The sequence below is a fragment of the Glycomyces sp. NPDC021274 genome, assembly GCF_040641195.1.
GTDB lineage: Bacteria > Actinomycetota > Actinomycetes > Mycobacteriales > Micromonosporaceae > Glycomyces.
Genome location: NZ_JBFADC010000004.1, coordinates 1 through 26,237 on the forward strand (window position 1 = coordinate 1; position 26,237 = coordinate 26,237).

The 26,237-nt window shown below is 69.2% G+C and carries 21 protein-coding genes; 10 read left to right on the forward strand and 11 right to left on the reverse strand.

Features of this window, described 5'->3' with window-relative positions; translation table 11 throughout:
- Positions 1-25 precede the first annotated feature (25 nt).
- Positions 26-2,281, reverse strand: a complete 2,256-nt coding sequence (locus tag AB0I03_RS10905; protein ID WP_360409998.1) for a hypothetical protein — start codon at positions 2,279-2,281, stop codon at positions 26-28.
- Between the two features lie 517 nt (positions 2,282-2,798).
- Here AB0I03_RS10905 and AB0I03_RS10910 point away from each other — a divergent pair.
- Together AB0I03_RS10910 and AB0I03_RS10915 are read left to right on the forward strand one after the other, a co-directional pair.
- Positions 2,799-4,442, forward strand: a complete 1,644-nt coding sequence (locus AB0I03_RS10910; RefSeq protein ID WP_360410001.1) for an FAD-binding dehydrogenase — start codon at positions 2,799-2,801, stop codon at positions 4,440-4,442.
- Between the two features lie 370 nt (positions 4,443-4,812).
- Entirely contained in the window at positions 4,813-7,518 is a 2,706-nt protein-coding gene (locus AB0I03_RS10915) for a transglycosylase domain-containing protein (protein ID WP_360410004.1), read from the forward strand.
- 105 nt (positions 7,519-7,623) lie between these two features.
- Here the strand turns inward: AB0I03_RS10915 and AB0I03_RS10920 are convergent, their stop codons facing one another.
- The gene (locus AB0I03_RS10920) at positions 7,624-8,856 is read right to left on the reverse strand and encodes an amino acid deaminase/aldolase (RefSeq protein WP_360410007.1); all 1,233 of its coding nucleotides are present in this window, start codon (positions 8,854-8,856) and stop codon (positions 7,624-7,626) included.
- A 90-nt stretch (positions 8,857-8,946) separates the two neighbouring features.
- On the opposite strand from AB0I03_RS10920, the gene AB0I03_RS10925 reads away from it, so the two are divergent.
- A complete protein-coding gene (locus AB0I03_RS10925; RefSeq protein WP_360410010.1) occupies positions 8,947-10,254 on the forward strand; it encodes a D-arabinono-1,4-lactone oxidase in 1,308 nt (435 codons plus the stop codon).
- Positions 10,255-10,270: 16 nt separating this feature from the next.
- Here the strand turns inward: AB0I03_RS10925 and AB0I03_RS10930 are convergent, their stop codons facing one another.
- Positions 10,271-10,711 carry a PIN domain-containing protein gene (locus tag AB0I03_RS10930; RefSeq protein WP_360410013.1) on the reverse strand — a complete coding sequence of 147 codons (441 nt, stop codon included), beginning with the start codon at positions 10,709-10,711 and terminating at the stop codon, positions 10,271-10,273.
- The gene (locus AB0I03_RS10935; RefSeq protein ID WP_360410016.1) at positions 10,708-10,956 is read right to left on the reverse strand and encodes a ribbon-helix-helix protein, CopG family; all 249 of its coding nucleotides are present in this window, start codon (positions 10,954-10,956) and stop codon (positions 10,708-10,710) included. The genes AB0I03_RS10930 and AB0I03_RS10935 overlap by 4 nt, the downstream gene beginning before the upstream one ends.
- Positions 10,957-11,025: 69 nt before the next feature.
- On the opposite strand from AB0I03_RS10935, the gene AB0I03_RS10940 reads away from it, so the two are divergent.
- The 6 genes from AB0I03_RS10940 to AB0I03_RS10965 all read left to right on the forward strand — a co-directional run bounded on the left by AB0I03_RS10940 (position 11,026) and on the right by AB0I03_RS10965 (position 19,152).
- Entirely contained in the window at positions 11,026-11,772 is a 747-nt protein-coding gene (locus AB0I03_RS10940; RefSeq protein WP_360410019.1) for a pyrimidine reductase family protein, read from the forward strand.
- Entirely contained in the window at positions 11,765-13,492 is a 1,728-nt protein-coding gene (locus tag AB0I03_RS10945; protein ID WP_360410022.1) for an ATP-binding protein, read from the forward strand. The genes AB0I03_RS10940 and AB0I03_RS10945 overlap by 8 nt, the downstream gene beginning before the upstream one ends.
- Positions 13,493-13,543: 51 nt before the next feature.
- Positions 13,544-14,698 carry an exonuclease SbcCD subunit D gene (locus AB0I03_RS10950; RefSeq protein ID WP_360410025.1) on the forward strand — a complete coding sequence of 385 codons (1,155 nt, stop codon included), beginning with the start codon at positions 13,544-13,546 and terminating at the stop codon, positions 14,696-14,698.
- Complete coding sequence (locus AB0I03_RS10955; RefSeq protein ID WP_360410028.1) at positions 14,698-17,130, forward strand: SMC family ATPase; 2,433 nt, start codon at positions 14,698-14,700, stop codon at positions 17,128-17,130. Before AB0I03_RS10950 ends, AB0I03_RS10955 begins: the two co-directional genes overlap by 1 nt.
- 251 nt (positions 17,131-17,381) lie before the next feature.
- Positions 17,382-18,161, forward strand: coding sequence for a carbonic anhydrase (locus AB0I03_RS10960; RefSeq protein WP_360410031.1), 780 nt, complete (start codon positions 17,382-17,384; stop codon positions 18,159-18,161).
- Between the two features lie 67 nt (positions 18,162-18,228).
- On the forward strand, positions 18,229-19,152 hold the full coding sequence (locus tag AB0I03_RS10965; protein ID WP_360410034.1) for a hypothetical protein: 924 nt from the start codon (positions 18,229-18,231) through the stop codon (positions 19,150-19,152).
- Between the two features lie 96 nt (positions 19,153-19,248).
- On the opposite strand, the gene AB0I03_RS10970 is transcribed toward AB0I03_RS10965, so the two are convergent.
- The 7 genes from AB0I03_RS10970 to AB0I03_RS11000 all read right to left on the reverse strand — a co-directional run bounded on the left by AB0I03_RS10970 (position 19,249) and on the right by AB0I03_RS11000 (position 24,818).
- Positions 19,249-19,941: a lytic transglycosylase domain-containing protein gene (locus AB0I03_RS10970; RefSeq protein WP_360410037.1), complete on the reverse strand. Its 693-nt coding sequence runs from the start codon at positions 19,939-19,941 to the stop codon at positions 19,249-19,251.
- Between the two features lie 339 nt (positions 19,942-20,280).
- The gene (locus tag AB0I03_RS10975) at positions 20,281-21,345 is read right to left on the reverse strand and encodes a hypothetical protein (RefSeq protein WP_360410040.1); all 1,065 of its coding nucleotides are present in this window, start codon (positions 21,343-21,345) and stop codon (positions 20,281-20,283) included.
- A gap of 43 nt (positions 21,346-21,388) precedes the next feature.
- On the reverse strand, positions 21,389-21,673 hold the full coding sequence (locus tag AB0I03_RS10980) for a hypothetical protein (RefSeq protein WP_360410043.1): 285 nt from the start codon (positions 21,671-21,673) through the stop codon (positions 21,389-21,391).
- A gap of 2 nt (positions 21,674-21,675) precedes the next feature.
- Positions 21,676-22,005: a PadR family transcriptional regulator gene (locus AB0I03_RS10985; protein WP_289954767.1), complete on the reverse strand. Its 330-nt coding sequence runs from the start codon at positions 22,003-22,005 to the stop codon at positions 21,676-21,678.
- A 92-nt stretch (positions 22,006-22,097) separates the two neighbouring features.
- Positions 22,098-23,564: a glutamate--tRNA ligase gene (gltX, locus tag AB0I03_RS10990; protein WP_360410047.1), complete on the reverse strand. Its 1,467-nt coding sequence runs from the start codon at positions 23,562-23,564 to the stop codon at positions 22,098-22,100.
- A complete protein-coding gene (locus AB0I03_RS10995) occupies positions 23,557-24,339 on the reverse strand; it encodes a fumarylacetoacetate hydrolase family protein (RefSeq protein ID WP_360410050.1) in 783 nt (260 codons plus the stop codon). The genes gltX and AB0I03_RS10995 overlap by 8 nt, the downstream gene beginning before the upstream one ends.
- Positions 24,340-24,476: 137 nt before the next feature.
- Entirely contained in the window at positions 24,477-24,818 is a 342-nt protein-coding gene (locus AB0I03_RS11000; protein WP_360410053.1) for a hypothetical protein, read from the reverse strand.
- A 195-nt stretch (positions 24,819-25,013) separates the two neighbouring features.
- On the opposite strand from AB0I03_RS11000, the gene AB0I03_RS11005 reads away from it, so the two are divergent.
- A complete protein-coding gene (locus AB0I03_RS11005) occupies positions 25,014-26,147 on the forward strand; it encodes a hypothetical protein (protein WP_360410056.1) in 1,134 nt (377 codons plus the stop codon).
- The last annotated feature ends 90 nt before the right edge of the window (positions 26,148-26,237 follow it).

Sequence of the window (26,237 nt, forward strand, 5' to 3'; positions counted from 1 at the left end):
AAGGAATCCACGAGCCCGCTGCCGCTCACCATCGGTAATCAGGGCAACGAAGACACGACTTCACCCGAACGAGACATTTGCATGAGCTTCCTGGTCCGTCGTTTCGGACGAACTCCAGGCGCTCGATCCGCCGATCGCCGATTCCCGACCGCTCGTTCAGGTAATCGAGTGCATATCGGAGATACTCGGGGAATGCCGACTCGTCCTCGATCGAATACTCTCCAACAGGGGCACGGACGACACCCAGGGCATGGGCCACCGTCGGAACGCATCGAGGATGATCGAGCCGCCGTTCCGGAGCGCCCTCCCCGATGCCGGCGATGTCCAGAACGAGGGTCGGCGGTGCCCAACCACCGTCACAAGTGGGGACCTTGATGTGATGCTCCGCGAATTGGGACATCACCTGGACGGCCTGCGACGGAGGCACGTCGAGCGCCGCGTCCCAGAGCCGTGCATGGGATTCATCGTCCGAGCCGGAATGCAATTGGGCGAGCCGGGCACGGAGGATCGAAGTCGCGTCCAGGTTCCCGAACCCTGCATCCTTGAGCTTCGCCTCGACACCGTTCAGAGCCAGAAATTCGGGAAGAACGAAGCAGGCTCCTTCGATCCTGAGATCCTCATTAGACTCGAGAAAGACCGAATTCCTGTCGGACATCGACCGCATCCCCTCGGTCGTGGGAATCACCTTGGCAGCTTCCAGTTCTCTCAGCTGCCGGCGCTCGGTCACGAAGAAGAACGCTCTGGCAGCGGATTCGAGATCCGGACCATCGGCCCATTCTTTCAACCAGGTCAGGATGCCGCGCTTCGGCATCTTTTCGAGAGCGACCTTGTCGTCTCTGGTGGCCCTGTCCAGGACTACCGGAGAATACACGTTCATATAGATTTCGCGCACTCGTCGAGCCCGTTGCGTGGTCGAGTAGCAGCGCCAGTGGGGAACGTCGTCGCTCGTGTGCGGTGAGACGATCCAATCTCTGTGGTCCTGCTCGCCGACACCGTCGATGGTGAAATCGAGCGGCCGAAGCTCGCTCGCTCGACGCAGCACACCGCTCGCATCCGGGATCAGCGCATTGGAAGATCCATGCCGTGGAACTTGGGCGCGGATGATCTCGTCCCCGAACGAGTACTCCTCGCCCCTGGCGGAACGAGCCGGCATGAGATCCAGATGCGCAGCAGGGTCGGTCGACATGGAGGCCTTCGGCAACATTTCAGCAAAGATCGCCGACAGGTTGACGAGGATTTCACGGTTATAGGTGTTCCGCAGCAACGTGGTCCGGTCGTCGTTGAGGCTCCATGGTGCGTTGAAGAGCGCGGATGCCGAGGTCCTGTCCTGCAGCGGAAAATAGGACCAGAACTCGCCAAGTCTCATTTGAGCGCTTCGAGCCGGAAGTGCAACGGTGACCTTGACCTGGTCGCGGGATACGGCTTCTCCGACCTCCGCCCGAGCTTCACGCGTCGGCGTGTGCATTCGGTTCTCGACCAGCCATTCGTCGTTGTCGCCGTTCGGACGACTGATCCTGAACCTGCCGCCTCCCAGGGATTGCGAGATGTGCCGTGTGCCGTAGTCCTTGTCCGACCCGCTGACCCGCAGCCGCACTTCACGGACCGAATCCACGAACAGCAGGAACTCCGATCGGAAGTTCTCGATCTCTCCTCTGAGGGTGTCCTCCCGCGAGAGGTCCGGCAGCCTCACGATCGTCGAGGCCCAAGTGGCGAGTTCAGCGAGAATCGGATCCGTCTCAAAGGCCGCACCAGCGTCGATGCTCCTCATAGTCCGAAGGATCGGGAGCCTTCTGGTCCCGGGAACGATGGCCGAGATCGATTCGATCGCCTCCGGAGAGTTGAACTCGAATGCCACCGACCTGCTGAAGACTTGGGGTGAATCCGTAACCGCCAGCACCGATTTGAAGCCCAGGCCGAAACGACCGATCTCGTCGCCTCGCTTACCGCTGAGATGAGCATGGGCGAGGGTTATCAGACCGTTTCGGGAAAAGGGACGCCCGGCATTGGCACAGTACAGAGTCCGGCTCTCCTGATCGAGCACGATTTCGACCCGTCCTGATCCGGCCCCGTACTCCTCGGCACCGGTCATCGCATCGGCCGCATTCTGTACAAGTTCCAAGAGCGTCCGGTTCGAGTATCCGCCGACGCGGATCGATTCCTCATGGTTCGCATGCTCGGTGATCAAGTTCGGATTCGCACGGTAGGACAGGATCGCTCGCTCGTAGAGATCGTCGACCTCCCGTGCCAATTCCGGATCCGGGGTCCACTGGGTGCTCGTCATCTTCGGGGATACGCCCTTTCAGCCGTGGCTCGGCGGAGCCACGCACGTCGGCATTCGAGTCATATCGAGGGTAGTTCAGGGGGTGAACGTTGGACGGACCATAGAGACGGCACCGCCGCCGGAACGGCTGATGACTCCTCACCGCTTCTGGCCGGCGAAGCGGACTGAGGAAGCCGGTACGACCGTGCGCATTCGTTCGGATACAAGGGTATCGAGACAGTGCGGTCCTCGTCCACGGGCCCGAGACGAAAAGCCCACAGCTTCCTTCCTGAAACTTCCGTCTCGGAAATTGCCACTGGCCTCCTCCTCACCGCATCGTTCGTCCGATATCCGTCGATCGAAGCATGCTCACGGCTTCGACAGATCCCCCAAAGCCGGCAGGACGACTCCAGCCTGGAACCGATGTGGCGTCTCGGTCGGCGACAAGACTCCGATCAGTTGACGGGGCATCGCGGTACTGGCATATTGGCGCTACGCGCCAGTAGGCGTTGTATCTGCTGCTGGGGAGGCGCGGGCGATGGACAGTGACGTCATCGTTGTCGGGGCGGGGTTGGCCGGGCTGGCCGCTGCCGCTGAGCTGGTCAGGCTCGGGAAGCGCGTGACCGTGCTGGAGCAGGAGGGCGAGCAGTCCCTTGGGGGGCAGGCGTTCTGGTCGTTCGGGGGCCTGTTCCTGGTGGACTCGCCGGAGCAGCGCCGCATGGGGATCAAGGACTCGCACGAGCTGGCGTGGCAGGACTGGCTCGGGACGGCCGGGTTCGACCGGGCGGAGGACGAGTGGCCGAGGCGCTGGGCCGAGGCGTATGTGGACTTCGCGGCCGGGGAGAAGCGGTCGTGGCTGCACGCCATGGGAGTGCGGTTCTTCCCGGTGGTCGGCTGGGCCGAGCGCGGGGGTTATACCGCGCAGGGGCATGGCAATTCGGTGCCGCGCTTCCACATCACGTGGGGCACCGGCCCGGGGGTCGTGGAGCCGTTCGCCCGGCGGGTGCGGCAGGCCGAGGTCGACGGGAAGGTGCAGTTCAACTTCCGGCACCGGGTCGACCGCCTCACGGTGACCGACGGGGTCGTCACCGGGGTCTCCGGGACGCTGTTGTCCCCCGACGAGTCGGCACGCGGAGTCGCGACCACGCGGGAGGCGCTGGGCGAGTTCGAGCTCAGCGCGGAAGCCGTCGTCGTCACCTCCGGCGGCATCGGCGGGAACTTCGACCTCGTGCGAAAGCACTGGCCGACGCGGATGGGGCCGGCGCCGAAGCGGCTCATCTCCGGCGTGCCCGCGCATGTGGACGGCCGGATGCTCGGGATCGCCGAGGAGGCCGGGGCGAACCTCATCAACCGCGACCGCATGTGGCACTACACCGAGGGCATCGAGAACTGGGACCCGATCTGGCCGCATCACGGCATCCGGATCCTGCCCGGGCCCTCGTCGCTGTGGCTCGACGCCACCGGGCACAGGCTGCCCGCGCCGCTGTTCCCCGGCTTCGACACGCTCGGGACGCTCGAGCACATCATGACCACGGGCCACGAGTACACGTGGTTCGTGCTCACCCAGAAGATCCTGGAGAAGGAGTTCGCGCTCTCCGGCTCCGAGCAGAACCCCGACCTGACGGGGAAGGACGTGAAGCTGCTGCTCAAGCGGGTGCTGCCGGGCGCGCCCGGTCCGGTGGAGGCGTTCAAGAAGCACGGTGCGGACTTCGCGGTCGCGGCCACGCTGCCGGAGCTGGTCGCGAAGATGAACGGCATCACCGGCGAGGCCCTGCTGGAGTACGAGACGGTGCGGGCGGCGGTCGCGGCGCGGGACGCCGAGATGGACAACACGTTCACGAAGGACCTGCAGGTCACAGCGTTGCGAGGGGCCCGGAACTACCGGGGCGACAAGCTCATTCGAGTCGCGTCCCCGCACCGGCTGCTCGACCCGAAGGCCGGGCCGCTCATCGGAGTGCGGCTGCACCTCTTGACGCGGAAGACCTTGGGCGGCTTGCAGACCGATCTGGACGGGCGGGTGCTGCGGGCGGACGGGTCGCCGCTGCCGGGGCTGTACGCGGCCGGTGAGGCGGCCGGCTTCGGAGGCGGCGGGATGCACGGCTACCGGTCGCTGGAGGGCACGTTCCTGGGCGGGTGCCTGTTCTCGGGGAGGCAGGCCGCGCGCGGCGTCGCCGGATCGTGACGTTGTGTGCCGGGTCGTCACCGGCATGCCGGTGACGATGTGGTAGTGGCGGTCTAAGGTGGTCGTCAAGCGGCCTTCCTCACCCGCGAAACCGAGCACTCCTCGCCTACCGGGCGTGGTCCGCTAACATCCAAGGTTCTGCGGGCGCCAGCCTAACCGCTCCTCAGCGGCGCTCGCCGAAGCCGATCGCAGGCCGCAGGCCGCTGATCGGCACCTCACAACTCGTGGATGGTTGAGCATGAGCGACTTTCAGCACCCTGCCCCGCGCCACCAGGCCGGTCCCCCAGCAGGCCCGCCGATGCGTCCCCAGGCAGGACCACCGATGGGTCCTCCAGCGGGATCGCCGATGGGTCCCCCGCCGGGACCGCCGATGCGTCCGCCCATGGGCCAGTCCGCCGGCTCCCCGGTCGGCCCGCCGTCCGTGGCGGGCGGCGGCAACATGGGCCGCGCATCAGTGGTCGGCGCCGCCAAGCCCAAGGCCGTCCCCGGCCCGGCGAAGCGGGGCCGCAAGAAGAAGCGGATGTCCAAGCGCCGCCGCCGTGTCTACGCGGCGCTCATCATGGCCTGCCTGATGATGCTGGGCACCGTGACCGTGGCCGGGGCGTGGTTCTTCAACGACGTCCCCGCCCCCGAAGACCTCAAGTTCGGCGAGTCCACGACCTTCACGCTCGCCGGCAGCGACACCCCGATCGCCGGCTACGGCGAATTCACGCGCAAGCTCGTCGACGATTACGAAAGGCTCCCGGACCAGGTCACGTGGTCGCTGCTCGCCCTGGAGGACAAGGACTACTTCGAGCACGAGGGCGTCGACTACAAGGGCACCCTGCGCGCCCTGGTCAACAACCTCAAGGGCGGCGACACGCAGGGCGCCTCGACCATCAGCCAGCAGTACGCGGGCATGGTCTCCGACATCCGCGGTGACATCTCCTACAGCCGCAAGGCCAATGAAGCCGTCATGGCGATGAAGCTCGAGCAGGAGAACTCCAAGGAGACGATCCTGCTCCACTACCTGAACCTCAACTTCTACGGACGCGGCGCCTACGGCATCGAGGCCGCCGCCGAGGTCTGGTTCAACAAGAAGGTCGAGGACCTCACGTGGGGCGAGGGCATGATGCTCGTCATGCAGGTCAAGGCCGGTGACGGCTCGTTCGACCCGCGCATCGCCAAGGAGGGGAGCACCGCCCCGGTCGACCGCTGGACGCACGGCATGAACACGCTGCTCTCCATGACCGACAAGCTCGACGACGATCAGCTGGCCGCGATCCAGGCGGAGTTGGACGCCGGGATGCCGGAGACGCTCGCAGCCCTGCAGAACCCCGGCACGTGGGGCCACGACACCCCCACCGGCTTCATCACCAACCCGACCGACGGCTACATCTGGGACGAGCTGGAGAGCCGCTACGGCCTCACGCAGGACCAGTTCTACGGCGCGGAGGAGGACACCGGCGGCTACACCGTCGAGCTGACCCTGGACCCCGAGATCCAGGCCGAGGCCCAGCGGACCGCCGGGCGCGGCGACCTCGAGCGAAAGCGCAACGAGGAGGGTCAGCTCGTCGACGACAACGACGAGCCCGTCGCCGAGGAGAACGCCGCGGCCGCCGCCGAGTACGTGAACGAGGACGGCTACTTCGAGTTCGTCAACGAGAACAAGGACGCGGCGCTCTACGAGTACAACACCTCGATGGCCAGCGCGGTCGTCGCGGTCGAGCCCGGGACCGGCCGCGTGCTGGGCTACTACGGCGGTCAGAACGGCCTCGGCATCGACAAGGCCGGCCTGGAGAACCCGCACCCGCCCTCGTCGACGTTCAAGATGATCACGGCGGCGACGGCGATCAAGAACGGCGCGTCGGTGGACTCGTGGTGGAACGCCGAGTCGCCGCGCGAGTTCGAATCGCTGAAGGACTTCGACGACCCCACGATCGCGAACTCGGGGTCGAACACGAACGGCGCCGACCACATGACCCTCACCGAGGCGGTGCGGCAGTCCAAGAACACCCCGATGTACGCGATCGCCGAGAAGTGGGGCGCGACCGCCATCCTGCAGACCGCGGTCGACATGGGCGTGCGGCAGCTGACGCAGACCCTGGAGGGCAAGGAGGTCACGTACCGGTTCTACCGCGCCGAGGACGGGACCATCACCTACTCGCGCCACGGGATCATCGAGAACGAGGACGGCTCGTTCGTCACCGATGACAACGGGAACATCGACATCGACGCGTCATTGGACGGGTACGAGTCGGACAACATCACGCCGATCCGGACCGAGCTGAACCTGGAGTCGATGAACGATCCGTTCTTCTACCACATCAGTTTCGGCCAGTACCCGACCTCGGTGGCGTTCATGGCCAGCGTGTACGCGACGATCGCGGCCGACGGGGTGTACAACGAGATGCACTACGTGGAGGCCGTGTACGACCGCAACGGCAACCCGGTCCCGGAGAAGCGGAGCCTGGACTCCTACGCGGCGCTCGACACGAGCGAGGCGCGGAACCTGCAGGAAGTGGGTTCGACGATCACCGGTGAGGGCGAGAAGATCGACGGCGACCGGCCGCTCACCGGCAAGACCGGTACCTGGCAGGCCGGCGACCAGTACGGGGGCGACGCGAACGCGCACACCTGGTATGTGGGCGCGATCCCGCAGTTGAGCATCGCCGCCTGGGTGGGCAACGCGACCGCGGAGTCGGCGCCGCTGCTGAACAAGGACGGCGGGTACGAAGGCACGTTCGGTTCGAAGCTCAGCTACCCGGTGTGGATCCAGTTCATGAACGGCGCGATCGAGTCCGAGGAGTACGAGGTCAAGGACTGGGCGGAAGCCTCGCATATGGGCAGTCCGATCGTGGACGACATCTTGAACGCGGAGGGCAAGATCGACGCCTCCAGCCCGTACTGCGCGCTGAACGCGGGCGATCCGAAGTGCGTGCAGGCGGCCCCGCCGGGGGGTCAGGAGACGTGTGACCCGGTGTCGGAGCTCATGGGCCTGTGCGAGCCCGGGACGACCAACGGCGGTAACAACGGCGGCGGTAACGGCGGCAATAACGGTGGTGGCAACGGAGGCGGTCGCGGCGACGACGACTGATCCTCGGATCGTGTGAAAGGGCCCGGCGGGAAGCGATTTCCGCCGGGCCCTTTCGCATTGCGGTGCAACAGCATCCGGGCGCACGCGCCCGGCCTCGCTCGCGGCTCAGGCGAAGGCGTGGCCTTCGCCGCGGTAGGTCGGGACTTCGGCGACGACTTCGCCGTTGCGGACGAGGTGGACGGTGTTGACGCGTTCGGCGAGTTCGCCGGCTTTGGCGTGGCGCATCCAGACCCGGTCGCCGATGGCGAGGCCGTCGGCGGCGCGGCCTTTGAGGGGGGTCTGGACCTCGCCCGCGCCTTCGGTCCTGGAGAAGCGCATGCCGGCGGGGAAGGTCGGTTTCGGGAGGCGGTCGGGGCCGGGCACGCCGGAGGCGACCCAGCCGCCGCCGAGGGCGGTGACGATGCCGGGGCGGGGGCGCCGGACCACCGGGAGCGCGAAGAAGGCGGCGGGGATCGGGCGGATCGACCGGTAGCCGTCGAAGAGCGCGGGCGAGTACAGGCCCGATCCGGCGGCGATCTCGGTGACCGAGGGGTCGGCGGCGGTCGAGATGACCGAGCCGGTGCCGCCGCCGTTGACGAACTCGAGGTCGGCGACGCTGCGCACGGCGGCCACGGCCTCGGCGCGGCGTTCGGCGAGTTCGATGCGGGAGACGCGCTGCATGAGCCGCACCAGCGGGTATTTCAGGGCGGCGGCGGAGTAGGCGTCCTGGACGCCGGCGATCTGGCCTTCGTAGCCCATGATGCCGACCAGGTCGACGCCCGGGCGCTTGTCGATCTCGTGGGCCATGTCGAGGGCGTGTTCGGGGGTGCGGACCGGGGAGCGGTGCGCGCCGATGTGGATGCGGCCGCCGAGCAGTTCGAGCGAGACGTCGAGTTCGAGGCAGAGTCGCAGGGGCCGGGAGGGGTCGGGTTCGACGTGGCGGCGCAGGAAGTCGAGGTGCTCGACGGAGTCGACCATGAGCGTGATGCGGCGGGCGAGCTCGTCGTCGGCGGCGAGGGCGCGCAGCGCGTCGGTGTCGGCGGTCGGATAGGCGACGACGATGTCCTCGAATTCCTGTGCGAGCCAGAGCGCTTCGGGGAGGGTGAAGCCGAGGATGCCTTTGAAACCGGGCTGGGCGAGCGCGCGGCGCATGAGGGCGCGGCAGCGCAGCGACTTGCTGGCGAGACGCAGGGGCTTCCCGATGGCGTTGCGGCGCAGGATGGCCGCGTTGGTGTCGAAGGCGCCGAGATCGACGACCGCGAACGGCGGCTGGAGCCCGGCGGTGGCGCGGCCGAGTTCGGCGAACCGGTGTTCGAGCGCGGCGGGGACATCGACCCCGGTAACTCGCTGGTAGCCCATCCGACTTCCCTTCGGCAGCTTAATTGGGGTTAGATGAAAGCTACCGTGAAGTTCGCCTCACATTCAACCGGAGTAGCTATGGGAGCTGCCGTGGGAACCTCGATCTGGCAGAACTGGTCGGGCACCGAGAACGCCGACCCCGCCCGCACCGTCCGCCCCGCGGGCGCCGAGGAGCTGGCCGCGGCGGTGACCGCGGCGGCCTCGGACGGGTTGCGGGTCAAGGCGGTCGGGACCGGCCACTCGTTCAGCGGGATCGCGGTCGCGGACGGCGTGCAGGTCGACATGGGCGCTCTCGACCAGGTGGTCGCGGTGGACCCGAGCTCGGGCCTGGTGACCGTTGAGGCGGGGATGCCGCTGTGGCGGCTGAACCAGATCCTCGACGCGCACGGGCTGGCCCTGGAGAACATGGGCGACATCGACCGGCAGACGATCTCCGGGGCGATCTCGACGGGGACGCACGGCACCGGGGACCGGTACCGCGGGTTCGCGTGGCAGGTCAAGGGGTTGAAGCTGGTCCTCGCCGACGGCTCGATCGTCCAATGTACGGAGTTCGAGCGGTCGGAGCTGTTCGCGGCGGCGCGGCTGGGCCTCGGCGCGCTCGGTGTGATCGCCGAAGTGACGCTGCAGTGCGTCCCGGCGTTCCGCTTGAAGGCGGTGGAGCGGCCCGAGCGGCTCGACACGGTGCTCGAGAACCTTGACGAGCTGGTGTCCGAGAACGACCATTTCGAGTTCTACTGGTTCCCGCACACCGCGCGGACCCTCACGAAGCTCAACAACCGGTACGCGATGTCGGAACCGAGCCGGGCGCCGAGCCGCCTGTCGTACTGGTGGAGCGAGGCGTTCACCGAGAACACGCTGTTCGAGGCGAGCAACCGGGTGGGCGCGCGGTTCCCGGCGATGGTGCCGCGCCTGAACCGCCTGGCCGGGCGGGTGTGGAGCGCCCGGGAGTACACGGACGTGTCGCACCGGGTCTTCGCCTCGCCCAGGTCGGTGGTGTTCCGGGAGATGGAGTACGCGCTGCCGCGGGAGGCGCTGCCGGGCGTGCTGCGGGAACTGCAGGCGATGGTGGAGCGGGAGCGGCACCTCGTGTCGTTCCCCGTCGAGGTGCGGTTCGCGGCGGCCGACGACATCTGGCTCTCGACCGCGCAGGGCCGGCGCACCGCGTACGTGGCGGTGCACCAGTACCACCGGCACGACCACGGGCCGTACTTCAAGGACTGCGCCGCGATCTTCGACGCCGCGGACGGGCGGCCCCACTGGGGCAAGATGCACTCCCTGGACGCCGAGCGCCTGGGCGAGCGGTACGAGCACTTCGACGACTTCCTCGCGGTGAGGAAAGAGGTCGACCCCGACCGCCGCTTCTCCAACCCGTACCTGGAGCGGGTCCTCGGCGATTGACCGATTTACCTGGGCCCTAGGAAATCCAGTCAAACGGCAGGATTTCGAACGCGTCGAATCCCGCGGTGAGCGGTTTGACGACACGAAAGTCGCGCTGATTGAGAGTGAAGATCTTGTTGATGCCATAGCGGCCTGCGAGCGCGATCCCGACGGTGTCCGCGAGGTCGAGTTCCAAACCGCTGTAATCGATACGGGTCCGGTGAGCGGTTTCGATATCGCCGTACTGGATGGTCGCGAGCTGGTACTGTCCGCGTTCAAAGCGTGCCAGCATCGCTTCAGAAATCTGGATTGCGAACCGAAAGCCGCCATTTCGGCGGGCAAGGTGGTCGAGTTCCGACAGCACCAACGGGGATACCAGCAGTGTTTCCGACTCCATGACCCGTTCGCACTCCGCCTGGAGCGGCTCGTCCGTATCGAATGCAGCCAAGACCGCCGAAGTGTCCGCTACGACGATCATCGCTTCAGCGACCGCCGACGAATGCTCTGATAGATCGCCTCATCCATCTCTTCAACGGTGAGCGGCCCGCCGCTACTGAACTTCGGCAGCGGCGGAAGCGGGTCCTCGTCGGCCGCGCGCAGCAATCCCTCGTCGAGGAAACGCCGCATCAACTCCGCCTTAGGGATCCCGCGTCGCCGCGCTTCGGCCTCGAGACGCAGATCGGCTTTCTCATCGAGGTATATGGTGCTCTTCTTCCTAGGCATACCACCGATGGTACCACCCGTAACGTGGCGAACCGCGATGTTGTCGGGGCCGTGGGCTACCTTTTGGCCGTGGCAGAGGTCCAGTTCCGAAAACTCGATGAGATGACCGACGACGAGGTCTACGCGGCGTACGAGCCGCCCGCGCCTGATTGGCTGCGGGTCAACTTCGTCTCCAGCGCCGACGGCGCGGCGACCCTGGAAGGGCTCTCCGGTCCCCTTTCGGGTGAACAGGACAAGCGGGTGTTCAAGGTCCTGCGGGCGCGCTGCGACGTGCTCCTGACCGGTTCGGGCACCGTGGCCGCGGAAGGGTACGGGCCGCTGGTCCTCTCTCCCGAGCGCATGGCCTGGCGCCGGGCGCATGGCCTGCCGGAAGTGCCCGTGATGGCCGTCGCCTCGCGCAGCCTCGCCGGGCTGGACCCGCAGCAGGGGCTCTTCACCGAAGCGCCGCGGCGCCCGATCGTCGTCGTCCCCGCCGACCTCCCCGAGACGCAGGTCGGGCCGTTCCGGGAGGTCGCGGACGTGATCGCCGCCGGCACCGGCGCGGTCGACTACGCGGCGGCGGTCGACGCGCTGCGCGAACGCGGGCTGCGCCAGATCCTGAGCGAAGGCGGGCCCCGCGTGTTCGGCGACCTCATCGCCGCCGACCTCGCCGACGAACTCGATCTGACGCTCTCGCCGCTGCTGGTCGGGGCCGGTCCCGTCCGCATCGCCGAAGGCCGCGCCGCCGATGCGGCCCGGCCCCTGGAGCTGCGACACGTCCTCGAAGCCGGGGGGAACCTCATCCTGCGGTATCTGCGAGACTCGACCGATGAGTGAATCGGTGGGCCGCGTGCTCGGCACAGAGGACGCGACGCCCCTGTCGTTCTGGGTCGGCGTCGGACCGGAGGCGTACGCCCAGCTCGACGACGTGCTCACCACCGAACGCCAGGTGCCCGGAGTCGGCACGGTCCGCATCTCCGGCGTCGTCACCTCGGTGCGCTCGCGACACGAAGGCGCCCAGTTCGACTCGGACGTCTTCGACATCGCCGGAGGCCTGCTCCCCGCGCAGGTGCAGGAGGCCGCCGAGGTCACCGTGACCCGCGTCGAACCGGAGGTGTTCGTGCCGCCGCGCCCCGGCGCCGAGGTGCAGCGCGCCACGGGCGAGGACCGCGACCGGGCCCTCTACTTCGACGGCATGGCCCGCCAAGTGCCCCTGGGGTTCTCGCGCGACGGCCAGCCGGTGTTCCTCAACCCCGACTTCCTCGACGGCACGAGGGGGGCGCACGTCTCGATCTCCGGCATCTCCGGCGTCGCCACGAAGACCTCGTTCGCGACGTGGATGCTCTACTCGCTCCTGCACTCCGGCGCGCTCGGCGCGGAGGCCGCGAACACGAAGGCGCTCATCTTCAACGTCAAGGGCGAGGACCTGCTGCTCCTCGACCACGACAACACGAAGATCGACGAGAGCATCCGCGACTCCTACCGCCGCCTCGGCATGGAGCCCGGCGCGTTCAAGTCCGTGGAGGTGCTCGCCCCGCCGCGCGAAGGCGACTCCAACGGCGTCCCTGACGTGGCCTGCCGGTCCACCGGCGTGGACGCGTTCTACTGGACCCTCGCCGAGTTCTGCCAGCTCAGCCTCCTGCCGTTCGTGTTCGCCGACGGCGACGACGACCGCCAGCAGTACACGATGGTCGTCCACCAGGTCGCCGCGCGGCTGCGCAAGGAGGCCCGCCCCAAGGACAACGGCGCGATCAGCGTCGACGGGCAGCTGCTCACCAGCTACCGCGACCTCGTCGACCTCATCTGCGAGCGCCTCTCCGACGACGAGACCCGCACCGAATGGGCCGGGTCCGCAATCGGCCTGGGCACCGTGAACGCGTTCATCCGCCGCCTCATCGCCTCCGGGCGCGACATCGGGCGGCTCATCCGCGGCGACCTGCCGCCCAAGGGCGCCGTGCTCACCTCGGACGCCCAGGTCACCGTCGTGGACCTGCACAACCTGCCCGACCGGGCGCAGCGCTTCGTCGTCGGCGTCGTGCTCCGCTCCGAGTTCGAGCGCAAGGAGAAGGCCGGCACGGCGCGCCCGCTCCAGTTCGTCGTCCTCGACGAGCTCAACAAGTACGCGCCGCGCGAGGGCACCAGCCCCATCAAGGACATCCTGCTCGACATCGCCGAGCGCGGACGCTCCCTCGGGGTCATCCTCATCGGCGCCCAGCAGACCGCGTCCGAAGTGGAGCGACGCATCGCCTCGAACTCGGCGATCCGCGTCGTCGGCCGCCTCGACGCCGCCGAGGCCACGCGCCCCGAGTACGGGTTCCTCACGCAGGCCCAGCGCATGCGCGTGCTCATGGCCAAGCCCGGCACCATGTTCGTGGCCCAGCCCGAGCTCCCGGTCCCACTCGTGGTGAACTTCCCGTTCCCCGCCTGGGCCACCCGCCCCTCCGAGGCCGGGTCCGCCCCGTCCGCCACCGCACGGTCCGGCCGTGCACTCTCGCCCACCGCGAAGGTCGACCCGTTCGACCTCGCAGGGGACGACGAAGACGACATCCCGTTCTAGTTTCGGGCCCACAGCACTGCACCGACCTTCACAGGCACAGAGGAGCACGCCTTGCGGATTCTCCACACGTCCGACTGGCACGTCGGCGTCACCATGAAGGGCCGCTCGCGCCTCGACGAGCAGCGCGCCGTCTTCAAGCAGATGGTCGACGTCGCCCGTGAAGAAGCGGTCGACCTGGTGATCGTCGCCGGCGACCTCTTCGACACCGCCTCGCCCTCGGCCGAGTCGCAGCGGCTCCTGTTCTCGGCCCTGTCCGCCCTGCGCGGCACCGGCGCCGAGGTCGTCGTCATCGCCGGGAACCACGACAACGGCAAGGCCCTCGAAGCCCTCCGGCACTGGGCCCACGCCGCCGGCATCCACCTGCGCGGCTCGCTCGGCAAGGCCGCCGACCACCTCATCACCGGCACCACGAGCGGTGGCGAGCCCTGGCGCTGCGCCGCGCTCCCGTTCATCGCCCAGCGGCACGCCGTGCGCGCCGCCGAACTGTTCGAGCTCGGCGCGGCCGGCGCCGAGGCGAACTACTCCGACCACCTGCGCCGCCTCGTCTCCGCGCTGACGCACGACTTCACCGCTGACACCGTGAACCTCTTCACCGGGCACCTCACCGTCGTGGGCGGCAAGGTCGGCGGCGGCGAACGCGAGGTCCACACCGTGGCCGACTACGCCGTCCCCGCCGCGATCTTCCCGCCCACCACTTCCTATGTGGCCCTAGGGCACCTGCACAAGGCCCAGGCGATCACCGGGCCCTGCCCGATCCGCTACTCCGGCGGTCCGCTCGCGGTCGACTTCGGCGAGGAGGACCACACGCCGAGCGTCGCCATCGTCGACGTCGCACCCGGGGTCCCCGCCCGCGCCCGTACCGTGCCGCTCACCGCCGCCGTGCCGCTCCAGACCGTGCGCGGCACCCTCGAGAAGCTCGCGAAGGCCAAGGTGGACGAGCGGGCCTGGCTGCGGGTCTTCGTCACCGAACCGGCCCGCGCCGGGCTCCGCGGCGAGGTCGCCGACCTCTTCCCGCGCGCCGTCCAGATCCACATCGACCCGGTCATGCGCGCCGACGACGCGAAACCCCGCGAACGGCGCTCGGGCCGCAGCCCCGGCGACCTCTTCGCCGCGTACCTCACCGAGCACCAGCACGACGACCCCGCCGTCACGAAGCTCTTCGCCCAGCTCTACGAAGACGCCCAGACCGTCACCGAGGAGGCCTGATGCGGCCCATCCGACTGGACCTCCAGGGATTCGGCTCGTACACCGGGTCCGAGACCTTCGACTTCACCGACGCGGAGTTCTTCGCGCTCACCGGGCCCACCGGCGCGGGCAAGTCCACCGTGCTCGACGCGATCTGCTTCGCGCTGTACGGCCGCACGCCGCGCTGGCCGAAGTCGGCCACGCAGAACTCCCTCGCACCGTCCTCAGTGGAGGGACGGGTGCGGCTGGTGTTCCGCGCGGCCGGGCAGCACTACGTGGCCACGCGCATCCTGCGGCGCGACCGCAACGGCAAGGTCAAGACCACCACGGCGGCCATGGAGCAGCTGCCCGAGGGCGTGAACCCGGCCGAGGACACCGAGCTCGTCGAAGGGCTCGGCAAGGCCCTCGGGGGGAGCCCGAACGAGGTCAACGCCGCCGCCGAGCGGATCATCGGCCTCCCGTTCGAGCAGTTCACCAAGTGCGTGCTGCTCCCCCAGGGCGAGTTCGCGGAGTTCCTGCGCGCCTCCTCGGCCGACCGGCGGAACATCCTGGAGAACCTGCTCGGCCACAGCGTCTACCGCGGCATCCAGCAGCGCGCCCGCACCCGGTTCGTCGACGCGGACGCGAAGCGGCAGGCGTACGAGACGCAGCTCGCCGGGATCGCGCCGGTCACCGAGGAGCAGATCCGGCACGCCGCCGAACGCGTCGAACGCCTGGAGAAGCTCTCGGAACCGGTGCGTGACAAGTCGAGCGCGCTCGACGGCCTCGCCGCGGCCGTCGAGGCCGCGCGGCGCAGGCTCACCGAGGCCGAGGCGAACCTCGCCTCGCTCACCTACATCAAGGAGCCGTCCGGGGTCGCGGACATCGCCGCGCAGGTCGCCTCGGCGAATGCCGCAGTGGTCGAGAAGGCGGCCGAAGTCGAGGCCACCGAGGCCGAGGACGAGCGGCTGCGGTCCGAACTGGACGGACTCGACCTGGCGAAGCTCGAGCGGGACCTCAAGGCCTGGGCGGAGCTCGCCGAGACCGAGTCGAAGCTGAAGACCGGCCTCGAGCTCACCGAGGAGCTGCGCGACCAGTTCGCCGAGGCGAAGGAGCTCGAAGAGGCCGCTTCGGAAGAGGTCGAGATCCAGCACGCGTCGCTCCACAAGGTCCGCATGGCCGAACTCGCCGGCACCCTCAGGGCGGGTCTGGAGATCGGCGACGAGTGCCCGGTCTGCGACCGTCCCGTGGACCAGGTTCCGGAGCACGACCTCTCCGAGTCGATGCACCAGGCCGAAGAGGCCTCCCGCACGGCCACCGTCGAGTTCCGGGACGCGCAGGCCGCCGTCGTCGCGCTCCAGACGAAACTCGAGAACTACGAGGAGCGGCTCACCGAGCTGCAACTGGCCGAGCGGCGGCTGAAGAAGAAGCTCGAGAACGTCCCCGAACCGGCGGTGCTGCAGCAGCGGCGGGCCAACTCGGAGGAGGCCCGGCAGCAGCTCGCGGGCACCGGCGCGGCCCTCAAAGCCGCGCGGCGGGCGCTGCGCGAGGCCGAGAAGCGCAAGGTCGTCGCCGATGAGCGCCGGCAGCGGGCCTGGAAGGAGTTCCAGCACGCCCGCGACCAGGTGGCCGTGCTCGGCCCGCCCGCGGGCGGGGACGATCTGGCCGCGAGCTGGGCGCAGCTGGTCGCCTGGGCCGAGGCGTCGCTGGAGCGCGCGGGCGCTGAACGCGAGGCCGCCCGCACCGAGCTCGCGAGCCTCGACGGCCGCGCGCAGACGCTGCGCGGTGAGCTCCGGTTCGCCTTGGGCGAGTTCAATGTCGAGGTGCCGCGCAACGGCACGGGCGGCGACTACGTGGCCCGGCACGCGACCGCCGTCGAGGCGGCGCGCGCGGAGTCCGCGGCGCTCACCGAGGCGCGGAAGCGGCGCATCGACCTGGACGCCGAGATGCGGCGCTTCGCGGGCGAAGCGCTCGTGGCCAAGGAGCTCGCCAAGCACCTGGACGCGCGCAAGTTCATGGAGTGGCTGCTCAGCGAAGCCCTCGACGAACTCGTGGCGGGGGCGACCGTGATGCTCAATCGGATCACCGGCGGCCAGTACGACCTCGTGTACCGCGAGCAGGACTTCTGGGTGGTGGACCACCACGACGCGGACATGCCGCGCCCGGCGCGGAGCCTTTCGGGCGGCGAGACCTTCGCGGCCTCGCTGTCGCTGGCGCTCGCCCTGAGCGACCAGCTGGCGAGCCTGTCGCGGCACGGGGCGAGCCTGGAGTCGATCATCCTCGACGAGGGTTTCGGGACATTGGACCCGGAAACGCTCGACGCGGTCGCGACGACGCTCGAGGCGCTGACGCTCTCCGCCGGTCGCACCGTCGGACTCGTGACGCATGTGACCGAACTCGCAGAACGGGTCCCGGTACGGTTCCGAGTCACCAAGGACGCCAAAGGGTCCCATGTGGAGAAGACCTGGACTTAGACCAGGTCAGAGGCTCTTGACAAATTCTTGACGCCCCTGTCGCGGTTCCGCGCGCCTTCGTTCTGGCAATCCCTTGAGGCCGGGAGTAATTTGAGTTCGTCCGCCGCGTGACGCCGCCACGGCATCCGCACCGCAGGCGCGCCGTTGGCATGCACGCCGTCCGGTTCGCGCGCGATGTCCGATTGTGCCGCAGGATACATGAGGGTCATTCACCTGGCGTTAAACTTGATCATTCAAGTACTTATGCAGATATGAGCACATTGCACATTCGCGGCAACCGCCGCAAGCTGATCACCGGAGCGGGCGTCATCGGCGCCGGAGCACTCACCGTCTTCACCCTCGACGCCTGCAGCGCCGACGGCAACGGCATGGGCGGCGAGGACGCCGCGGCGCAGACCGCCGACGTCCCCAGCCTCAAGGAACTCGAATCGGCCGAGGACATCTGGCAGGCCCTGCTCGACGGCAACCAGCGCTGGGCCGACGGCGCCCCCGTCCACCCCGACACCGCCCCCGAGGACTGGCAGCCGCTCGCCGAGGGCCAGGCCCCCCGCGCCGCGATCTTCAGCTGCGTCGACTCGCGCGTCGCCCCCGAGTTCGTCTTCGACACCGGCGTCGGCGACATCATGGTCACCCGCACCGCCGGCAACGTCTACGACCCGCTGGTCTCCGAGTCGGTCTCGTACGGCCCCGCCGCGCTCAAGGAGCCGCTCCTGGTCGTCCTCGGACACCAGCACTGCGGTGCCGTCACGGCCGCTCACGACGCCCTCCTGGCCGAGGAGGAGGGCACCGAGCTCGAGGAGCACGAGTACGCCCTCCCCGAGACCGTCGAGGCCCTGCGGGCCGCCTACGAAGCGGCCAAAGGCGAGTCCGGCGACCCGATCGACGCGATGATCAAGGCCAACGTCCTGCTCACCATGCAGGCGCTCAGCGAGCACCCCAACATGGTCGAGCTGGTCGCCGACGGCAGGCTCACCGTGGTCGGCGGCGTCTACTCGCTCGAGACCGGCCTGGTCACCGAGATCACCGCCTGACACGGACGCTCGGGCGTCGACGGCGGGAAGTAGGGTGGGCCGCAACCGCTTCGAAAGCAGGTGCGCCTTGCAGATCACCGTCGACGCCTGGGACCCGTCCTTCGCGGACAACCCCGAGTCGCCCTCGCGCGCCAACCAGGCGATCGTGAACGCGGGCGTCGAGCTCGCGCCGGCCGACTGGCGCCCGGTCGACGCGCCCGCATCGGGCCCGCGCCGCATCGTCGTCGTCGACGGCGTCCGCCGCATCGACGCCCGCGTCGAGCTGCTGGAGGACGGCGAGCGCTGGCCGGGCGTGTGCGTCTCCTGGGCGGCCGGAGCGGTCGCCTGCGACCTCGACGGACAGGTCTCCACCGTGGCCGAGGCGGCCGTGGAGCGGGGCCTGTTCGCCGCGGTGAGCCCCGGCGTCGACTTCGGGTACTACCCGTACTGCGAGGCCGTGTCGGCCGATCCGGGCGACCTCGTCAACGAGGCCCAGCAGAAGATGGCCGACCTCGAGGCGAAGATGGCGTCGATGGTGGCCATGGAAGCCGAGCTCTCCGTCCTCGACGGGCCCCTGCGCGGGCGCACCCGCCTCCCGAACTCGGTGGGCTACATCAAGAGCCACCACCGCTCCTACCTGCAGGGCGAGCTGAACGCGGTCGTGGAGCGGCTGCAGCCGGGCCAGCGCACCCCGGTCTTCCACCTCATGTCGGGCTGGCCGCGCTACACCTGGTACCTGCGGCTGCCGGGCACCTCGTCCCGCGGCTGGGCGGGCGTCGCGCGGCTCGAGGCCGCTGACGACCTGAGCGAGGAGGCGGCCATCGCGCTCGCCGACGCCACCGCGGCGGCCTTGCCGCCCTTGGGTTCCGCCGCGCACAAGGACGCGCGGGCCCCGCAGAACCTCACCCCGATCGCCGGGCTCGAACGCCGCCTGAAGCGGATGCTGGGCGACCCGCGGCTGCTGCTGCGCTCGGTGCGCGCGGCCTCCAGGGAGACGGACGACCGGCCCTGAGGCCTGAACGTGCGAGCAGCCCCGGCGCCGTCGCGCCGGGGCTGCTCTGCGGGTCAGCGAACTCCGGGTCCGCTTGGTCTCAAGCTTAGGGAATGTCTAGTACCAGCCGTTGGACTCGCTGTGCGACCAGGCGCCGCACGGGCTGCCGTAGCGGCCGTCGATGTAGTCCAGGCCCCAGGCGATCTGGGTGGCCGGGTTGGTCTCCCAGTCGTCGCCGTGCGAGGCCATCTTGTCGCCGGGGAGGGACTGCGGGATGCCGTAGGCGCCCGAGCCGGAGTTGTAGGCGCTCTCGTCCCAGCCGGACTCCCGGTTCCACAGGTCGATGAGGCAGCCGACCTCGTTCATGTCCCAGCCGGCCTCGAGGGTCATGGTGCAGCCGACGGCCTGGTTGCCGGAGTACTCGGAGCAGTCGGCGGCGATGTCGACGCTGCCGCCGCCGTCGGAGGACCCGGTGTCCTCCGCGGCGGGCTCGGGCTCGGGCTCGGGTTCGGGGACCTCGGCGGGCTCGGTCTTCTCGACCGGTTCGACCGCGGCGGCCTCCTTGACGGGGAGGATGCTCTCCATCGGGGCGACCTGGTCCCACTGGTGCTCGGCGTCGCCGGCGTCGGCGACGATCTCGGCGGCGAGCAGTTCCTCGGCGGTCGGGTCGTCCGTGCTGATGATGGCGGCGCTGGCGCTGCTGGCGGAGCCGACGGCGAAGAGGACGGCGGCTGCGGACACGAGGACGCGCTTACGGGCGGGGTGCCGCTCGGGGTCCTCGGCTCGGTGCCGCGCGCGGGAGGTGTGCATGCGGGTAAACATCGGGGCAACCCTAGGGGTCCGAAACCGACGCCCCGTACCGCTCGGTAATCGCACCAATACGGCACATCTCCACATGCGAGCGAAACTATCGGGTGCCCGTTTGGCCCGATAGCGCCGGTATCGCGCGCGCCGTCCCCGTCCTCCTTGGACTCGGGTGCCGGGCCTCCCCCGAACGGCCCATTGACACCGCGCCGCCTCGACAGATCTTCTTCCACAGAGGTCTAGTGAGATCAATGTCATAGAGGACCGCTAACATGCCCGTATTGCCCGGAAAAAGCGGAATCGACCCCGCCTGGCGGCAGGGCCGGTTCGCATGCCGCGCGGCGCTTACTTGGTCGGCGACTCGCCGGGGGTCGCGGACTCGGCCGCTTCCGGGCTGGTCTCCGGTTCTGAAGGCATCTCTCCCGCGGTCTGCGTGGGGCCCTCGGACGGAAGCTCGGTCGCGCCGTCCGCGTCGACGGTCGGCTCCTCGCCGGCGGGCATGGTCGCGGCCTCCTGCGGGGCGCACAGCGGGTACTGGTAGCCGAAGTTCTCGTCGTACGCGTACCCAACCTCCTCCTCCACTGCCGTCGCGAACGGGTCGCCAGGCGTGGCCGGGCAGAGGGTCGGGTCGCCGAGGTAGAGCGGGTTGCCGTCCTGGTCGAACAGGTACACGCCGGTGAGCAGGTTGCCGTTCTCGTCGTAGACGTAGACGTCGTTGACGTACGGCCCGTCGTCGTAGTACGTGGTCTCGACGTACTGCGTCGGCATCGCACCCGTGATCATCCAGGAGAACTGGTAGCCCGCGAGCGCGACGATCGCGATCCCGGCGGCGATCGTCCAGCGGCGGCGCCTGCCGCGCCATTCCATGGACTTGGCGCCCAAGCGCATCGAGGCCCACACGCAGACCAGCAGCACGGCGGTCATGAGCAGCAGGCCGGGGATCGATCCGAACATCGAGTACCCGGTGACACCGAACTGGGCGGACGCGAGCCAGTACACGAACAGAGCCGCCACGATCGCGCCGCGCAGCACCCACCAGCCGGGGCGGAGGCGTTCGCGCAGTTCGGCGGCGTCGGCGTGTCCGGTGCTCACGGCGTACCGGTCGGCGAGGCCCTTCACGCGGGCGAGGGCCGGGGCGGCGGTGTCGGAGAGCTTGCGGCGCATGCGGACGGCGACCGGTTCCTTCTCGACCTCGGCGGTGTCGCGGAGCTCGCGGGCGTAGGCCTCGGGGCTGCCGAGGAGGTCGCGGAGCGACGCGCCCGGTTCGAGGTCGGCGGCGACCTCGGACAGGTGGGTGTCCAGTTCAGACATGAGGTCCTGCCTGATGTGCGTGGGCAGGTCGTTCAGGTGCCGCTCCACCGCGGCCAGGTAGGACGCGATCTCCGTGGACCGGTCGGATGTGGTCGTCATGGTGCTGCCCTTCTACAAGCTGCGGTCGTCGATGATGGGTTGCTCATGCCGTGTAGACCGATCGCGAGGCCGGGGCCGTTGCATGGTCCTCCTGGAAAACCTCCAGGGCGGGGTTGTAGCCGAGGACCGCGACGGCGAGCCGGTCGGGGCTGCCGAGGCGGTGCTCGAGCGTCTCGCCGGGCCGCAGGTCCGAGGCGACGTCGGCGAGGTGGGCGCGCAGCCCGGCGGCGAGGTCCTGGCGGATGTCCTCGAGCAGGACGGCGAGGTGGTGCTCGACCGAGGCGCGGTAGGCGGCGATCACGTCGGTCGGCGTAGGGGCGTCGGTCATGGTCAACCTTTCGTGGGCACGTCGAACAGCACTCGCATCTTGGTGCTCACGTCCTCCCAGGCCTCGCGCGCCTGGCGCAGGTACTTCCGGCCGGGTTCGGTGAGCGAGTAGTACTTGCGGTGCGGGCCCGACTCGCTCGGCTGCACGTAGGTGGACAGGTAGCCCGCCCGGTAGAGCCGCCGGAGCGTGCCGTAGACCGAGGCGTCGCCGAGATCGTCGAAGCCCGCGGCGCGCAGCCGGTTGAGGATCTCGTACCCGTATCCGTCCTGGCGTTCGAGCACGCGCAGCACGATGATGTCGAGCAGGCCCTTGAGCAGTTGCGATCTGTCCACGCAATCCACAGTACCATGCATTGCACAGTAGTGGACGCGTGCAAACGCGACGGCCCCGTCGTCGCCGACGGGGCCGTTCTCGCTTGCGGTGCTCAGAGGGTCGCGCGGGCCGCGCGCAAGCGCGCGAGGCTCACGTCCCGGCCCAGGAGCTCCATGGACTCGTACAGCGGCGGCGACACGGTCTTGCCGCTGATCGCCACCCGCACCGGGCCGAAGGCCTTGCGGGGCTTGAGGCCCATGCCGTCCACGAGAGCGGCCTTCAAGGCCTCCTCGATCGCCCCGGTCGTCCACTCGATGCCCTCGAGCGAGGCGATGGAGGCGTCCAGCACCTGCGCAGCGTCGTCCTTGAACGTCTTCTTCGCACTGTCCTCGTCGAGCTCGACCTCGGTGCCGCAGAACAGGAACCGCAGCATCTCCACGGCCTGCGAGAGCGTCGCGCACCGCTCCTGCACCAGCGGCACGGCCACGTCGAGCACATGCGACTGCGCCGCGGTGACCTCGGCGCCGAGCAGCCCCGCGTCCTGCAGGCGCGGCACGAGCATCTCGATCAGCTCGTCGACGTCGACCGCGCGGAAGTGGTCCGAGCAGATCGCGTCGAACTTCTTCTCGTCGAACCGCGCCGGGTTCGACTTCACGTCGTGCAGGTCGAAGGCCTCCAGGAACTCCGCGACGGTGAACACGTCGCGGTCGCCCGAGATCGACCAGCCGAGGGTCGCCACGTAGTTGAGCACGCCCTCGGGGAGGTACCCGGCCTCCTTGTACTGCAGCAGGTTCGAGCGCGGGTCCCGCTTCGACATCTTCTTGCCGCGCTCGTCCACGATCAGCGGCAGGTGCGCGTACTCCGGCTCGGCGTCGGCGATGCCCAGCTCGACCAGCGCGCGCCACATGACGATCTGGCGCGGCGTCGAGGGCATGAGGTCCTCGCCGCGGGTCACCATGCTGACCTTCATGATCGCGTCGTCCACCGGGTTGGTGAGCGTGTACAGCGGCGAGCCGTCGCCGCGCGCGATCACGTAGTCCGGCACCGTGCCGGCCGGGGTCGTGACCTCGCCGCGCACCGCGTCGCGGAACGTGATGTCCTCGTTCGGCATCCGCATCCGGTACACCGGGTTGCGGCCCTCGGCGCGGAAGGCGGCCTTCTGCTCGTCGGTGAGGTCGCGGTCGAAGTTGTCGTAGCCGAGCTTCGGGTCGCGCCCGGCGGCGCGGTGGCGGGCCTCGACCTCTTCATTGGTCGAGAACGCCTCGTAGGCGTAGCCGCCGTCGAGGAGCCGCTTGATCACGTCGGCGTAGACGTCGAGCCGCTGCGACTGCCGGTAGGGCGCGTACGGCCCGCCGATGTCGGGCCCCTCGTCCCAGGTCATGCCCAGCCACGAGAGCGCCTCCAGCAGCTGCTCGTACGACTCCTCGGTGTCGCGCGCCGCGTCGGTGTCCTCGATGCGGAACACGAACTCGCCGCCCTTGGCCCGGGCGTAGCCCCACGAGAACAGGCAGGTGCGCACCAGGCCCACGTGCGGGGAACCGGTCGGGCTGGGGCAGAAGCGGGTGCGGACGTTACTCACTGGGAACCACCTTGTTGGACAGCGTGCCGATGCCGGCGATGGAAACGGAGACGGTCTCGCCGGCCTGGAGCGGGCCGACGCCGGCGGGCGTGCCGGTGAGCACCACGTCGCCGGGGAGCAGCGTCATCACCTGCGACACGTAGGCGACGATCGCGGCCGGGTCGAAGACCATGTCCTTGGTCGAGCCGAGCTGGCGCACCTCGCCGTTGACCTCGCAGCGGATCTCGGCGTCGGCCATGTCGACCTCCGGGCTGGTCTCGATCCACGGCCCGATCGGGCAGAACGAGTCGAAGCCCTTGGCGCGCGTGAACTGCACGTCCTGGCGCTGGATGTCGCGGGCGGTCACGTCGTTGGCGCACGTGTAGCCGTAGATCGCGCTCTTGGCGGCCTCGCGGTCGAGGCCGCGGGCCCCGTGCAGGCCGATCACGACGGCGAGCTCGGCCTCGTGCTCGACCTGGTCGGCCACGGCCGGGAGCCGGACGGCCTCACTCGGGCCGATCACCGAAGTGGACGGCTTGAGGAAGATCAGGGGCTCCTTGGGCACCTCGTTGCCCAGCTCGGCGGCGTGGTCGGCGTAGTTGCGCCCGACGCACACGACCTTGGACGGCAGGATCGGGGCGAGCAGCCGCACGTCCTCGAGCGCCCAGCGCTGGCCGGTGAGCTTGATCTGCGCGAACGGGTGGCCCTCGATCTCGGCGGCGGTGGCCCCGGGGCCCTCGCCTTCCAGGACGGCGAACGACATGCCGGTCGGTTGAGCGATCCGCGCGATCCGCACAGTCGGCCCCTCTCTGAGACTGGTTCGAAACCTTGCGGCCTCAGCTTAGTTCGGGGTCGGGGCGGGGTCGACGCACTGTCGCGCGGGGCGCGCCCGCATCACGTGCGGCGCGGCGCGCGGTCAGGTGCCGCGTCGCGTCAGCGCACGAGCAGGAAGATGCCGCCGATGATGACGACGCCGACGAGCGCGCCGACGACGATGCCCATGCCGAGGCGGCGGACCGACCCGAACAGGCCGATGAGGAAGCCGAGCACGCAGGTCAGCGGCGCGGCCACGAGCAGGGAGATGGCGGTGGCGCCGAAGCGCACCCTCATGGTCTCGCCGATGTCGCCCACCAGCACGAAGCCGAAGGCGAAGGCCGCGATCACGAGGATCACGAGGCCGAGGAAGAAACCGGACATGAAGCGGCGGCGCCCATACACGGCCGAATCCGCGGCCATGGCCGCCGCGCGGGCACGATCGGTCTTGTAGGAAGTCACACCACAACTCTAGTACGGCCGCACCAGCGGCGCAGGCACGGTGCTCACCGCGCGCGGTGCCTGCAGGCGCGGGCCGCGGGCCGTCTCCTGTGGAAACCGCCTATTGCGCATTCATGGAGCGTCACGTCACCGTGACGCGCCGTGCGCAATGCCTGATGCGTCGCGTGTTGCGTGCAAGACTGCCGTATGCGTCGTTTGATCACACTCTTCGTACTGCTCGGGGCCCTGTTCATCGCGCAGGCGCCCGCCGGAGCGATCGACTCCAGCCTGCCGCAAGCGTCCGCCTCGTTCAACGACCAGGTGCTCAAGGTGGACTACGACGGCGACATCGTCTACTCGGGAGGGCTCTTCACACGAGCCCGCAACACCGACGGCACGTTCTCCCGCCGCAACTACCTGGCGGCCGTGAATTCGGCCACGGGGGTGCTCCTTCCGTTCGCGCCGGCACTGAACGGCACGGTCCACGAGGTCAAGACCTCCGGGGACCACCTGTACATCGCCGGGAAGTTCACCGAGGTCGACGGGGTCGCACGGTCCCGCGTGGCCCGGTTCTGGCTCGACACCGGGAAGCTCGACACGGCCTGGAACCCGAAGCCGTCCGCCGCCGTGTACTCGATCGAGCCGGTCGGCTCCACGGTCTACCTGGGCGGCACGTTCCTGTCGGTCGGCGGGTTCGCCCAGCCGGCCCTCGCGGCCGTCAGCGCCGTCAACGGCGCTCCCGTCACCACGTTCAAGCCGACCGTGGCGGAGGGCGCGGTGCGCGACCTCCAGTACGGCCACGACCGCCTGTACGTCGCGGGGGCGTTCGGGACGATGGGCGGCGACAAGAAGTACGGGAAGCTCGGCGCGGTCAATCCGTCCACGGGCGCGGTCGACACCTCGTTCGTGTCCAAGGTGTACGTCCTGACCCGCGAGGTCGAGGTCGCCGGGGACCGCGTGTACGCGGCGCTCGACGGGCGCGGCGGCGAAATCCGGGCGTTCACCCGCGCCGGCGAGACGCTCTGGTACCAGGCGGTCGACGGCGGCATGCAGACCGTCGAGGTCTGGGGCAGCACCGTCATCGGCGGCGGCCACTTCGACAAGGCCTGCGTCACCAACCATGCCGGCCCCCTGGGCCAGTGCGTGGACGGCGTGCGCGCCGAGCGCGGGAAGCTCCTCGCGGTCGACATGAACGGGAAGCTCCTGGACTGGAACCCGGCCGCGAACGGCGTCGTGGGCGCCTGGGACGCGACCGCGCACCCGTCGGGCACGAACCTGACGGTGGGCGGCTCCTTCACGACCTTCGGGGGCGGCACGCAGGAGCAGAAGCGCCTCGCGGTCTTCGACTAGGGCCTACGGCAAAGGGCCCGGCCTCCGCTCGCGGAGGCCGGGCCCTTTTCACTTGCCTGCCGCACGATCGGCGCGGTGCAGGCGCGGACC